This is a genomic window from Litorisediminicola beolgyonensis, assembly GCF_042679605.1.
In the GTDB taxonomy this organism is placed as follows: Bacteria; Pseudomonadota; Alphaproteobacteria; order Rhodobacterales; family Rhodobacteraceae; genus Litorisediminicola; species Litorisediminicola beolgyonensis.
In genome coordinates, this window is sequence record NZ_JBHTMU010000013.1 from 49,623 (window position 1) to 61,435 (window position 11,813).

Consider the following 11,813-nt stretch of genomic DNA (forward strand, 5'->3'; position numbering starts at 1 on the left):
GATGATCGTCAATTTCGGCTCCCATCCCTCGAACGAGCAGGTGTTCCTTGCCTGGGTGCGGACCGCTGTCGCCATCGTGGGCTTCGGCCTCGCTGCCGCGCGCCTGGGCGAGCGGGCGGTGCCGTTCTGGTCGACCTGGCTCCTCTTCGCGGCCGGCGGCGCGGTAACGATCCTGGCGTGGTTGCGGATGCGTCATGTGCGCAAGCGGATCGACCGTCAGGACCGGCTGCCCGATGTGCTTCTGGTGCTGCTCGTGCTGGCGCTCTTCGCCCTTCTGGGAAGTTTCGCGGTCCATGTCGCGCCCTGATCCGGGCGCCGTGGGCGCGTGTCTTCGCCGCGTGCCGGTCACGCTCGTCTTTCTCTGCCTCATGCTTGCGGCCAACGCCCTGGCGGGCACGTTGTCCGGCCATATCGACCCGGAGTTGCTGGCAAACTGGGGCATTGGCGTCGAGGCGTTGAAAGACGGCAAGCTCCTCCGCTTCGTGACGGCGGTTTTCCTGTCGCACGATCTGTCGATGGCGCTGCGCCAGCTGGTCTTTGCGGCCAGCGTGATCGGTGCTGTGGAATGGCGGTTCGGCAGCTGGCGCGCGGCTGGGCTCTTCTTCGCGCTCGACGTGACGGCGACGCTCGTTCTTTTGGCCGCCGTCGCCGTCCTCCCAGTCCTAGCGACATTGGCCGCCACGACGGATCTCGGCATGTCGATGGGCGGCTTCGGTCTGATCGGAGTCCTGATCGGCACGCGGGCGAGGGCCGGGTGGTGGCTTGCGGCCGTGCTTGCCCTGATCGGTCTGAAATATGCCGCCTCGCCGGATCCGCTGGCCGATCTCGGGCATGCCATCGCCCTTGTGATCGGCTTTTCCATTCAGCGGTCGGGCCTGCTCGGCGGTGAAAATCCTCGCCGGGGTTAGCCCTCGTCACGCGCCCCGCTCAATGCGCCACCGCCGGAGCGGAGCGGCCTGACGGGCGTTGCAGGACCAGCACCACCGGCAGCATCGCGAAGGCCGCGATCCCGGTCAGCCAGAAGGCATCCTGGAACGCCAGAAGACTGGCCTGCTGCTGGATCTGCCCGGCGATATAGACCGCGCCCTCGGGCGAGCCGGGCGTGAGACCCAGCGGCGCAAGGTAGTCCCGCGCCGCCGCGTCGAAGGGCGTGATGCCCGAAGCCAGCGTCGCGTAGTGGAACTGCAGCCTGCTCGCGACCTGCCAGCCCACGAGCGCGATCCCGACCGACGAGCCGAGCGACCGCGTCACGCCGTAGATGCCCGAGGCCTCGTCCTGCCTGTCCGAGCCGATATTCTGGAAGGCGAGCGTCGACATTGGCACGAAGAAAAGCCCCATTCCGAGACCCGACACCACGCCGGGCCAGGCGAGATCCCAGAACCCGGCATTGAGGTTCAACTGGCCCAAAAGGACGTTCCCGGTCCCCGTCAGGATCAGCCCGCAGATCAAGAGCTTGCGCGGATCGAACCGCGCGACCAGAACCGAGCCTGTCAGCACCATCGACACGCCCGCCGCGATGCCGCGCGGGATGAACAGAAAGCCCGCGTCGAGCACGGGGTATCCCAGAAGCCCCTGCACGAAAAGCGGCAGGATCGCGATGGAGCCGAACATCGCCACGCCGAAGCCGAGGATCGCCACGTTCGCCCCGGCAAAGCTCCGGTCGCGGAAGAGCGAGAAGTCGATGATGTTGTCCGCCTTGCCGCGCCCGCGCAGCACGAAGGCGGTGCCGCAGGCGATCAGCGTGATCGCGGCCACCTGGATGAGCTTCGACGCGAACCAGTCCCGGCTTTCGCCGAGATCGAGCATCAGCTGCAGCGACGCGATTGCGCCCACCATCAGGGCAAGGCCCGTCCAGTCGACCTTGATGGCGCGGGTGTCCTCGGATGCCAGCTCGCCCGATATCATGGTCAGAGCGAAGGCCGCGATGGGCAGGTTGACGTAGAAGACGGCCCGCCACGAGAAATACTCGGTCAGCAGCGCGCCGATGGTGGGTCCGAGGACCGGCGCGACCACCACTCCGAGGCCGAAGAAGGCCATCGCCTGGCCGCGCTTTTCCTTGGGGAAGCTGTCGAAGAGGATGGATTGCGACAGCGGGATCAGGAAAGCGCCGAAGATGCCCTGTCCCAAGCGGCAGGCGACCATGACTTCGACGCTCCAGGACAGGCCGCAGAGCGCCGAGAAGGTCGCGAAGCCCAGGATGGCCGAAATGACCAGCCGCCGCCGCCCGACCCGGCGCACGAAGAAGCCGGTCAGCGGCATGACCACGATCGAGGCGACGATGTAGCTCGTCAGAATCCAGACCGTCTGGTCGTTGGTGATGCCGAAAGCGGCCTGGATCTGCGGCAGCGCCACGTTGACGATGGTGCTGTCGAGAACCTCGAGCACCGCGGTCAGGACGACGGCCAGAGCGATGGTCCAGCGCACGCCATCCCTCGCCGGGATTTCGCTGGCGGCGGCGACGCTCATTTGTCCGTATCCAGGGCAAAGGTATCGACCGTGACGCGCGTGCTCGCTCCGACGCGAAGCTGCATGGCGGCATCGTCGGGACGGCTGTCGAGGCTGATGCGCACGGGAAAGCGCTGGGTGACCTTGACCCAGTTGCCGCTCGCGTTCTGCGGCGGCAGGAGCGAGAACACCGCTCCCGAGCCCGCGCCGAGGCTTTTCACCGAGCCGCTGAGCGTCAGGCCGGGATACATGTCGACCGCGATATCGACCGGTTGTCCGGGGCGCAGCCGCGCGAGGTCGGTTTCCTTGAAATTCGCGTCGACCCACCAATCGCCGTCCTCGACCAGCGAAAAGACCGGCATGTCCGGCGAGACGAGCGCGCCCGGACGCAGGTCGAGATTGGCGACCCAGCCCGAGACCGGCGCCGTGACCCGGGTCCTGTCGAGCGCGATCTCCGCGAGGGTCAGCTCGGCCCGTGCCGCGCGCACGGCCGGGTTGTCGTCGCCGGGACGGCCTGCGCGCTCGCGCGCGGCGGCCAGTTCGGATTGCGCGGTGTCGAGCGCGGCCCTCGCTTGGTCCCGCGCCGCCGTCGCCTGGTCCAGAGCGGCTTGCGCGACGTCTCCGAGCGAGAAGAGCTTGTCGGTCCGCTCGAACGCGTCCTCTGCGTCGGTCAGGGCGGCGCGGGCGCTCGTCACCTGTGCCTCGAGCGACGACAGGTCGGTGATCGCCGCGCCGGTTTGTTGCACCGCATCGTCGTAGCGCGCCTGAGCGGCATCGAGGGAGGCGCGCAGATCCGCAGTGTCGATCTGGAACAAGAGATCGCCCGCGGCGACATGCTGGTTCTCGGACACCGCGACGGTCTCGATCGCGCCTCCGACTTGCGGGGCGATCGTCAGGACATTGGCCTCGAGATACGCGTCGTCGGTCGAGGGGTGGATGCGTTAGTGCTGCCACCAGAGCCACAATCCGCCTCCGATGGCGGCGACGGCAGCGACGAGAAGGAGGGGTTTCAGAAGTCTCATGGCAGGACCTTGGTTGCCGGGGCGGAGCCGCATGTCCGGGCTCCGCCGCCGTGTGTCTGGGGCGGTCAGCCCCCGAAGAGATGCGGGAAGAGCCCTGCCAGGCCGATCAGGATCAGGTAGGCGGCGATGACGTAGTTCAGGATGCGCGGGACGATCAGGATCACGATGCCCGCGATCAGCGCCAGGAGCGGCTGGACCATCAGGACCGAGGTCATGCGCGGCCCGGCGCCTGAGCGCCGGCCTCCTCGCGGGTCGACCGGTCGGCGCGCGCCGGGGCGGTCGTTTGACGGGAAAACATCTGGACGGACATTTCAGTCTCCTTTCCGGGTCGGGCTGGACATTCGGCGGGTGGCGTCAGTTCATGTACCAGCCGTGGCTCACCACCAGCGACTGACCGGTCAGCGCATTGGTCGGGAAGGCGGCGAAGACACGGGCGACCTCGGCCACGTCCTCGATGGTCGTGAACTCCTGGTCGACCGTCTCGCCCAGCATGATCTTGTTGACGACCTCCTCCTCGGAGATGCCGAGATCGCGGGCCTGCTCGGGGATCTGCTTCTCGACCAGGGGCGTCTTGACGAAGCCGGGACAGATCACGTTGGCACGGATGCCGTGCTTGGCCCCCTCCTTCGAGATGACGCGCGCAAGGCCCAGAAGCCCGTGTTTCGCGGTCACATAGGCGGATTTCAGCGGGCTCGCTTCCTTGGAATGGACCGAGCCCATGAAGATGATCGCGCCCGAGCCCGCCTTCTGCATGTGCGGCATCACGGCCTTGGAGGTCAGGAACGCGCCATCGAGATGGATCGAGAGCAGCTTTTTCCACTCGTCGAAGGGGAAGTGCTCGAGCGGGTGGACGATCTGCACACCGGCGTTCGAGACCAGGACGTCGATCCGGCCCCAGGCGTCGACGACCTTGGCGATACCGTCATTGACCTGCGCCTCGTCGGTGACGTTCATCTCGACGGCCATGGCCTCGCCCGGACCTTAGGCGGTCAGTTCCTCCGCCGCTTTCCGGGCCGCGTCGAGCTTCAGGTCGGCGATGACGACCTTCGCGCCGTCGGCGACGTAGCGTTTGGCGATGCCGTGGCCGATGCCGCTGGCCGCGCCGGTGATGATGCAGACTTTGTCCTTGAGGGTCATTTCGAGATGTCCTTCTTGGGCGCCGAGTGGAGGGACCACATCTGGCGCAGGTTGAAATCGGTGAAGAGGTGCTGGAGCACGGCCATGCTTACGTGGCCGATGAGGTAGGCCCAGGCGAGGTTGGCCAGCGCGCGGTGGACAAACATGGCGACGCCCACGAGCCCGCCCGCGTCGGGGTTTCCGTCGCCGATGAGGTAGTAAAGCGTGCCGGACGCGGCCATCGCCGTGATCAGCAGGATGCCCAGACCGTGAACCGCGCTGGCGAGCGGGCTTTCACCCTCATGCGCGGGCAGGCGCAGATGCCGGAGCGCCCCGGCATGGCGCTTGATGTCGGACCAGAGGGCCGAGAGGCGCGCGCCAGAGAACCACGGGAATAGCAGGCCCGCCGGGGTGCCGCGCTTGCGGGCGGTCAGGACGATCCAGAAGAGCACGATCAGCGCGAAGGCACTGAGGCCGGCATATTCGTGGACCTCGAACCAGAGGTTCCCGGCATGACCGTCCTCGGCGGGTTCGAGAACGAGGCTCGTCACCAGCTGGGTTACGACCGCGAGCGCCAGTCCGGCATGGACGAGCCGCGTCGAGAGGGTGTGATCTGTAGTGGGGTCGGTCGGGGTGGGGTGGGATGCAGCGATCATGACCGGTTATCCTTTCGGTGTGAGGTAGTCGTGGACGACCTCGCCCAGACCCAGGGTCAGGTCGGTCATCAGGTGAACGGCAGAGACGACCTCGCGCACGGGCAGGTCGGCGACCGGGGCCAGCGCATGCTGGTGGAGTTCCAGACCAGCCGGTCCCCCCCAGGCGCCTTTCAGCGTCACGTCGGTCGTGTAGTAGCGGACGAGTTCGCAGATCCGCGGGGTGCAATCGACATGCGGGATGACCTTCAGCATGAAGTTCGGCGCGTCGAAGCCCTTCAGGACCGTGTCGTGATCGAGTTCGCGGTGCTTGTAGCCCATCGTCCCGGTGGCGACCCGGACCGAGCCCACGTCGAGCGTGCCGACCAGCGTGTCCTTCTCGACCCGGAGCGCGGGATCGGCGAGTTTCTTGGGGAAGCCCCAGATCTCGCGGCCGCCCGCGATCGGGGCGTCGTCGTTCAGGAACATCGAGTGGACATAGCCGCCCGCGACGCCGTCGAGCGTCACCGGGATCACCTGGCCGCTTTCGGTGTAGTCGCCGAACCCGGTGCTGTCGGGCATGCAGATGAACTCGTATTTCACCAGGGGCTCCGCGATCTCCAGGGGCTCCGGCACGACGGCGCGCAGCGCCTCCATGTCGGTGCGGTAGGTGATCGTCAGGAACTCGCGATTGACGAAGCGGTAGGGGCCCTTGGGATAGGACGGGCTGGTTACCGGCATCGCAAAGGCGGTAGCGGCGAGATCGGACATTTTCATCGGGTAGCTCCTTGTGTGTCCTGTGTTCCAAGATCGAAGATCTGCAGGCCGTCGCGGCCCACCTGGCGCGCGCCCCAGGAGGTGTGAGACAGCGTCCGGGCCACGTCGTTGCGGCCCGCGCTCCAGTGATCGGCCATCGACTGGCGCGAGAACTCGTAGTCCTTGCCGCTGCCCTCGAAGCCCTGTTTGCGGTGGATGAGATGCACCAGCGTGACCGGGCAGGACGGGCCGGTGCCGCGCCGCAGCTGCGCCAGGTCCGGATCGTCCCTCAGGTCATCGGGCAGTTTCGCGGCCAGCCGCTCGGCGGCGAGGTGCAGCGCGTGCAGATCGCGGTAACGGTCCGTGGTCAGTCGCGTGCGGCTCGAATAGCGGATGTCCTTCTCGCGCTGCTGGACGTCGATGACATCCGTCGGCAGACCGCCGCGCGCGTTGAAGAGATCGACCTGGAAAACGCAGAGCGGCTGGTCGCCCTCGGCCTCTTCCATGACGTATTGCAGCGGCGTGTTGGACACGAGGCCGCCGTCCCAGTAGTGGCGCCCGTCGATCTCGACCGGCGGAAAGCCCGGGGGCAGGGCGCCGCTGGCCATGATGTGCCGCGCGTCGATCCGTGTCTTCCGACTGTCGAAATAGACGAAATTGCCGGTCTCCACGTCGGTGGCCCCGACGCAGAGCCGCGGCCCGCCCGAATTGAGCAGATCGAAATCGACAAGCTCCTCCAGCGTCGCCTTGAGGGGGGCGGTGTCGTAGAAACTGAGGCTCGGAGCAGAGCCGAAGGGCCAGAACTCCGTGGGCATCCGCGGCCGGAAGAACCCCGGCGCTCCGGCCAGGGTCACCTCGGCCGCCGCCACCTCCGAGAACGCGCGGCGTCCGGCCGAGGTCCAGAACGGCGCCGACATGGTCACGTTCGCGGTGATCCGGTTCCAGAAGGCTTCGAGCGCGGGGATGCGGTCCTCGGCGCGGTTGCCGCAGATCAGCGCCGCGTTGATCGCGCCGATGGAAATTCCGGCGACCCAGGAAAAGGACAGCTTGGTCTCGTCGAGCGCCGAGAACGTCCCTGCCTGATACGCGCCAAGCGCGCCGCCGCCTTGCAAGACCAGTGCGTTGAGTTCTGTGGCGGGCATGTCATTCGGTCCTTCCAAGTCGCGTTTCGCGTCGTTGAAGAACATCTAGGACCGCACTCAGGCGCGCGCTTTTCGGCAAGTTTACTTCTCTGACAGGTTCGGCACTGCGCTGTATTCAAATGAAAAACCCGCCACCGGAGGTGACGGGTCGCGCTTTTCGTATCGGCTCGGATCAGTTTCCGTATAGCCATCCCTGGCGGGGGTAATCCTGCGGCGGAGCGCCTCCGAAGACCGCGTCATAGGCTTCCTGCTCGAAGGCGGTCACATTCGCCTCGCTGCGATGGCTCTCGGGCGCGTCGGTCTTGAGATAGGTGCAGAACGCGGTGATCAGGATGTCGGCGATATCCGCGTCGGACGCGTCGGGATAGTCCGAGCGGACCTGGTCCGCGACCGCGTGCAAGGATGCGCCGTCCAGTTCGGTCGATCCGACGGTCTGCGCGAGCGTCGACAGGTCGAGCGGCGTGGCATCGGCCTCCGAGAAGACGGGCGCCGGGGCCGGGCAGTCGAGAGGCTGGGCCGACACCAGCGCGGGCGCCGCGAGGCAGGCGGCCGAGACGAGGGCGAGCAGGGGAGAGTTCATGACGGTGTCCTTTCAGTCATCTGTCCGGGTCAGAGAGACGCGACCCGGTCTGTTCAGGGAGGCGCGCGCGGATGACCTGGCGGGAACGCGCGCCGCGTGCCGGACAAGCGCCGGCCCGGACAGCGCCGAGGCGATCCTTTGGGCGAGGTATCTCAGGAGATGTGTCATCCTTGCGGGCCTTTCTTGTCTTCAGCGTTGACCCCTATCTAGGGGCCCCGCCTGCGCCCCGATTTTCCCGGAATTTACATCTGTGACAGGTTTCGCGGGTGCGCCGTCGGGCGTGCGGACGACCTGACAACTCGACAGGTCCACGGTTGCCCTGCTCGCGCGCAAAACACGTCAGGCGTGCGCCGCACCGAAGCGGGTCGCGCGGCCGCTGCAAATGATCTTGAGACCACGGCCGAAAAGGCCGCCCGCTGTCGCGGTTCTGCCGGGGCAGAATGATTGACAGGCGGTTCGACGGCCCCCTAGCCTCGCCCCCATGGGAGGGAATTCAAGTTCCTATCACGCGCTGATCCTGTCGGCGGTCGCGATCAATCTTGCTGTTCTGGTCGTGTTCGTCGTTCTGTCGATCCTGCAATACGGCCAGGTCCGCTCGGAGCTCGAGCGGGAGAGGTTGCGGATCGTCGCGGACCGGGCGGCAGAGCCCTTGGCTTCGGCCGCGGCCATCGGGCTCGACATCTCCGCGGTGCGCAACCTGCGCGCCATCCTCGAACGCTCGAAGCAGGCGGATGACGCCATCCTCGCCCTGCGTGTTCTGGAGCCCGATGGCGAGGTCAGGATCAGCACGTTCGGCGACGACCACGAAACAATCGGCACCGAGACACTGCGCCGGTTGAAGACCCCCGACCTCCCTCCGAGCTACCGCGAGAAAGGCGATTTCCGCTATCTCGTCACCTTCGGAGACGGGCAGGGCGGTATCGCCGGGGCGCTTCTGACGGAATATTCCGGCGCGACCACCACCGCCTCGGTCTGGGCGATGGCCGGGCGGCTCGCCACGGCGGCGCTGCTCTTCTGCATCCTGGGCAGCCTCGCCTCGGCCTATGCCGTCCGGCGCGCGCTCTCGCCCGAGATGGAGATCGACCGGCAGATCGCGGACCAGCAACTCGCGCAGCTGCGGCGCCACTGGCGGGGGCACAGCGACAGCGCGACAGCGGAGCACCGGGACGATATCGCGCAAGCCCTGCGCGAGGCGGAGGCAGCCTATCTCGACGCCCGGGACGCGCGCTCTTGATCGCGCATGCGTCGACGCGCCCGCAGGCGGTCCGGATCCGGGTCATGCTGTCCATGGTGGTCATCCTGGCGGTGACAGTGTCGATCTTCGCGGCGGTGACGCTCCGGGCCTTCGATCGCTCCACCCAGCCCGAGCTGCGCCAGCGCACGGAACTGCTCGGCACGATGCTCCGCGACGACCTGCAACGGGCGCTCGAGTTCGGCATCCCGATCACCGCCATGGCCGGGCTCGACGAGAAGGTCGAGACGCTCGTCGCGACATTCCCCGAGATCCAGCATGTCGAGGTCAGATCGCAGTCCGGCGAGGTTCTCCTCGATCTGGCCGTCCTCAACCGCGAGATACCGCAAAGCCCGTGGCTCGGGTTTCGCAGCTGGACCGACACCATTCCGGTGCTTCTCGGAAACGAGATCGCCGCGGTGATGACCATCCACGGCAACCCGCGGCTCCTCGAGGCGCGGACCTTCCGCGTGCTGATCGATATCGGCCTGATCGCGCTGGCCATCGTGCTTCTCGGGACGGAGGTGATCCTGGCCCTGGCCGCGCGGAGCATCTGGTTGCCGCGCGAGGCCCTGATCCGGCTTCTGGACGAGCAGCGGCGCGGGCGGTTCCGCGCGGTCATCGCCGTGCCGGGCGACGGCCCCTTGTCGCGCCTTGTGGAACAGCTGAACGACCGGGCTTGGCATCTCGCCAAGGACCGGGAGGACATCGCCCGGCTCGAGGTGTCGTTGCCGGTGACCGCGCGGCTGCCGGTCTTCCTCCTGGCGTTTGGAACCGAGACGACGGCGTCCTTCCTGCCGCTGATGGCCAAGAGCGCGGAGTATCCAGCGCAGCTCCCCGAGACATTCGCGGCAGCGGCGCCGCTGGTTCTCTACCTGGCCGCCGCGGCGGTGATGGCGCCCTTCGCCGGTCCCTTCGTGCGCCGGGTCGGACCGCGCCGCGCCTTCGGCTGGGCCATGGTGCCGGTCACTCTCGGGCTCGTCCTCATGGCGGTCTCGTCGGGCCTGACCGCGCTGGCGCTGGGCCGGATGGTTGTCGGGGCGGGCTATACCGTGGCGCTGGTGGCCTGCTCGGCCTTCGCGTTGCGGGCAGGCGGGCGACAGATGGCGACCCGCACGCAGGCCACGCAGAACACGGCGCTTTTCGGAGGTATCCTCGCCGGGACCGTGGTCGGCGGCATCGCGGCTTTCGAGGCGGGCTACGCCTCGGCGATCCTTCTCGGCGCGGTGGCGATCCTCGCCGCTTTTCCGGTATCGCGATGGGCACTGTCAGGCCCCGCAGGGCAGCCGCGCGCGCCCCGGTCCGCGAGCGGTCGGAAGCCGCAGCTTCATGCCTATGCGATGCTGGTCGGATGTATCGCGATCCCGACAAGCGCGATCACCGCCGTGGTGATCTGGTACCTGATGCCGCTTCTCCTCGCGCGGACGGGCTACGATACCGCCATGATCGGGCGGATCATCATGCTCTACTACTTGCCGACGATCCTCGTCGCGCCCCTCGCCGCAGAGATCGTCGCCCGCCAGAGGCTCTCGGAACGCATGGCGGTGATCGCCGGAGCGCTGGTGGTGGCCGGTGCCCTCCTTTCGGCCTCAGCCCTGTCGCTCAGCCCGATTTTCCTCGTGGTGATCCTCGGGGTCGGTCACGCCCTGATCCGGGCGCCGCTCTATGCGCTCGTGGTCGCGGCGGCGGGGGCGCATGCAGAGTGGATCGACCGCTACCGCATGGCCGAGCGGCTGGGCGCGATCGCGGCGTTCCTCCTTGCCCTGGTCTTCTTCGAGGCCGCGACCCCGGGCCCGATCCTGACGGCCTTCGGAGCGCTTTCCTTGTCTGCCATGGGCGTCTTTGCCATGTTCGGAGCCGGGCGCAGGACAGACGAGGCGGTTGAGTTTTGATGCGGGCGATCCTTCAGGCGTTTCTGGTCCCGGGGCTCGTCTGCGCCGCAACGCTGGCGAGTGCCGCGGAGAAGACCGTTCTCATGGCGACCTGGCGCGGCTGCGAAGAGGCCTGCCGGGGCGTCATCGACCACCTGGCCGAGGCCGCGCCCGAGATCTCCGTCGTGGTGCGCGACGCCGCCCGCGACCGCACGCAGCTCACGGGCCTGATGGACGAGGCGCGGCAGGCCGAGGCCGATCTCATCGTGTCCTGGGGCACGAGCGTGACCCTCGCCACGGCCGGGACACTGGCGCAGCGGGGCGATCCCGCGTTCAACCACGACATTCCGCAGGTCTTCATGATCGTGGCCGACCCGGTCGGGTCCGGCATCGTCGAAAGCCTCGATCACACCGGGCGCGACAACGTGACGGGCACCTACAACCGCGTGCCCGAGCAGGTCAACGTCGAAACCCTGCGCGAGCTTCTGCCCGGCATGGATGCGCTCGGCCTTCTCTACAATCCCAACGAGCCGAACTCGGTCCTGAAGCGCGACGAGCTGGCCGAGCTGGTGCCGGACTACGGGATACGCCTTCTCGACCGCGCCTTTGTCCTGTCGGAAAGCGGTGCCCCGAGGGCCGAGGATATCGGCGATCAGGTCCGCGCGCTGAAAGCCTCCGGCGCCGATGCGTTCTATGTCGGCAGCTCGTCCTTCCTGCGCGCCAATGCCGCGATCCTCGGCGCCGCGGCACGGGACGCGGACCTGCCCGTTCTGAGCCCCTATGAGGAGATGGTGCGCAACGGCCACGCCCTCATCTCGGTCGCCGCGCGCTATTACGAGGTGGGCCGCCTCGCGGGGCAACAGGTCGAAGCGATCCTCGTCGAGGGCAGGGCCCCCTCGGACCTGCCCGTCGCCCGGATGAAGGATTTCGCGCTGACGGTGAACCTGGAGGTCTCGCGCGATATCGATCTCTGGCCGCCCATCGCGCTGCTCGAATTCGCCGAGATCATCAAATAGGC

At 67.5% G+C, this 11,813-nt stretch carries 12 protein-coding genes and 1 pseudogene; 5 read left to right on the plus strand and 8 right to left on the minus strand.

Features of this window, described 5'->3' with window-relative positions:
- Position 1: 1 nt before the first annotated feature.
- Both ACFQ4E_RS09155 and ACFQ4E_RS09160 read left to right on the plus strand, forming a co-directional pair.
- Positions 2–307: a DUF202 domain-containing protein gene (locus tag ACFQ4E_RS09155; RefSeq protein ID WP_386802794.1), complete on the plus strand. Its 306-nt coding sequence runs from the start codon at positions 2–4 to the stop codon at positions 305–307.
- Entirely contained in the window at positions 294–908 is a 615-nt protein-coding gene (locus ACFQ4E_RS09160) for a rhomboid-like protein (RefSeq protein WP_386802796.1), read from the plus strand. The genes ACFQ4E_RS09155 and ACFQ4E_RS09160 overlap by 14 nt, the downstream gene beginning before the upstream one ends.
- 19 nt (positions 909–927) lie before the next feature.
- Here the strand turns inward: ACFQ4E_RS09160 and ACFQ4E_RS09165 are convergent, their stop codons facing one another.
- The 8 genes and pseudogenes from ACFQ4E_RS09165 to ACFQ4E_RS09200 form a co-directional block, all read right to left on the minus strand.
- Positions 928–2,466: a DHA2 family efflux MFS transporter permease subunit gene (locus tag ACFQ4E_RS09165; protein ID WP_386802798.1), complete on the minus strand. Its 1,539-nt coding sequence runs from the start codon at positions 2,464–2,466 to the stop codon at positions 928–930.
- Positions 2,463–3,383 carry an HlyD family secretion protein gene (locus ACFQ4E_RS09170; RefSeq protein WP_386802878.1) on the minus strand — a complete coding sequence of 307 codons (921 nt, stop codon included), beginning with the start codon at positions 3,381–3,383 and terminating at the stop codon, positions 2,463–2,465. The genes ACFQ4E_RS09165 and ACFQ4E_RS09170 overlap by 4 nt, the downstream gene beginning before the upstream one ends.
- Before the next feature lie 149 nt (positions 3,384–3,532).
- Positions 3,533–3,682: a DUF3096 domain-containing protein gene (locus ACFQ4E_RS09175; RefSeq protein WP_386802800.1), complete on the minus strand. Its 150-nt coding sequence runs from the start codon at positions 3,680–3,682 to the stop codon at positions 3,533–3,535.
- A 139-nt stretch (positions 3,683–3,821) separates the two neighbouring features.
- Positions 3,822–4,604 (minus strand): annotated as a pseudogene (locus ACFQ4E_RS09180) (3-hydroxybutyrate dehydrogenase).
- A complete protein-coding gene (locus tag ACFQ4E_RS09185) occupies positions 4,601–5,239 on the minus strand; it encodes a cytochrome b/b6 domain-containing protein (protein ID WP_386802802.1) in 639 nt (212 codons plus the stop codon). The pseudogene ACFQ4E_RS09180 and the gene ACFQ4E_RS09185 overlap by 4 nt, the downstream one beginning before the upstream one ends.
- Before the next feature lie 6 nt (positions 5,240–5,245).
- A complete protein-coding gene (locus ACFQ4E_RS09190; RefSeq protein WP_386802804.1) occupies positions 5,246–5,992 on the minus strand; it encodes an acetoacetate decarboxylase in 747 nt (248 codons plus the stop codon).
- A complete protein-coding gene (locus ACFQ4E_RS09195; RefSeq protein WP_386802806.1) occupies positions 5,989–7,113 on the minus strand; it encodes a DUF3734 domain-containing protein in 1,125 nt (374 codons plus the stop codon). Before ACFQ4E_RS09195 ends, ACFQ4E_RS09190 begins: the two co-directional genes overlap by 4 nt.
- Positions 7,114–7,285: 172 nt before the next feature.
- Complete coding sequence (locus tag ACFQ4E_RS09200; RefSeq protein WP_386802808.1) at positions 7,286–7,693, minus strand: hypothetical protein; 408 nt, start codon at positions 7,691–7,693, stop codon at positions 7,286–7,288.
- Positions 7,694–8,174: 481 nt separating this feature from the next.
- On the opposite strand from ACFQ4E_RS09200, the gene ACFQ4E_RS09205 reads away from it, so the two are divergent.
- From ACFQ4E_RS09205 to ACFQ4E_RS09215, 3 genes are read left to right on the plus strand one after another with little or no spacing between them, the layout of a single operon-like run.
- Complete coding sequence (locus tag ACFQ4E_RS09205) at positions 8,175–8,927, plus strand: hypothetical protein (RefSeq protein ID WP_386802809.1); 753 nt, start codon at positions 8,175–8,177, stop codon at positions 8,925–8,927.
- Positions 8,924–10,816, plus strand: coding sequence for an MFS transporter (locus tag ACFQ4E_RS09210; RefSeq protein ID WP_386802811.1), 1,893 nt, complete (start codon positions 8,924–8,926; stop codon positions 10,814–10,816). Before ACFQ4E_RS09205 ends, ACFQ4E_RS09210 begins: the two co-directional genes overlap by 4 nt.
- Positions 10,816–11,811, plus strand: a complete 996-nt coding sequence (locus tag ACFQ4E_RS09215; protein WP_386802812.1) for an ABC transporter substrate-binding protein — start codon at positions 10,816–10,818, stop codon at positions 11,809–11,811. The genes ACFQ4E_RS09210 and ACFQ4E_RS09215 overlap by 1 nt, the downstream gene beginning before the upstream one ends.
- Positions 11,812–11,813: the final 2 nt, after the last annotated feature.

Bases quoted from the DNA above. Each gene is read 5' to 3' on its own strand.
- ACFQ4E_RS09175 (WP_386802800.1), bottom strand. From the start codon at position 3,682: ATGACCTCGGTCCTGATGGTCCAGCCGCTCCTGGCGCTGATCGCGGGC.
- ACFQ4E_RS09155 (WP_386802794.1), top strand. From the start codon at position 2: ATGATCGTCAATTTCGGCTCCCATCCCTCGAACGAGCAGGTGTTCCTT.
- ACFQ4E_RS09160 (WP_386802796.1), top strand. From the start codon at position 294: ATGTCGCGCCCTGATCCGGGCGCCGTGGGCGCGTGTCTTCGCCGCGTG.
- ACFQ4E_RS09190 (WP_386802804.1), bottom strand. From the start codon at position 5,992: ATGAAAATGTCCGATCTCGCCGCTACCGCCTTTGCGATGCCGGTAACC.
- ACFQ4E_RS09215 (WP_386802812.1), top strand. From the start codon at position 10,816: ATGCGGGCGATCCTTCAGGCGTTTCTGGTCCCGGGGCTCGTCTGCGCC.
- ACFQ4E_RS09205 (WP_386802809.1), top strand. From the start codon at position 8,175: ATGGGAGGGAATTCAAGTTCCTATCACGCGCTGATCCTGTCGGCGGTC.
- ACFQ4E_RS09195 (WP_386802806.1), bottom strand. From the start codon at position 7,113: ATGCCCGCCACAGAACTCAACGCACTGGTCTTGCAAGGCGGCGGCGCG.
- ACFQ4E_RS09185 (WP_386802802.1), bottom strand. From the start codon at position 5,239: ATGATCGCTGCATCCCACCCCACCCCGACCGACCCCACTACAGATCAC.
- ACFQ4E_RS09165 (WP_386802798.1), bottom strand. From the start codon at position 2,466: ATGAGCGTCGCCGCCGCCAGCGAAATCCCGGCGAGGGATGGCGTGCGC.
- ACFQ4E_RS09200 (WP_386802808.1), bottom strand. From the start codon at position 7,693: ATGAACTCTCCCCTGCTCGCCCTCGTCTCGGCCGCCTGCCTCGCGGCG.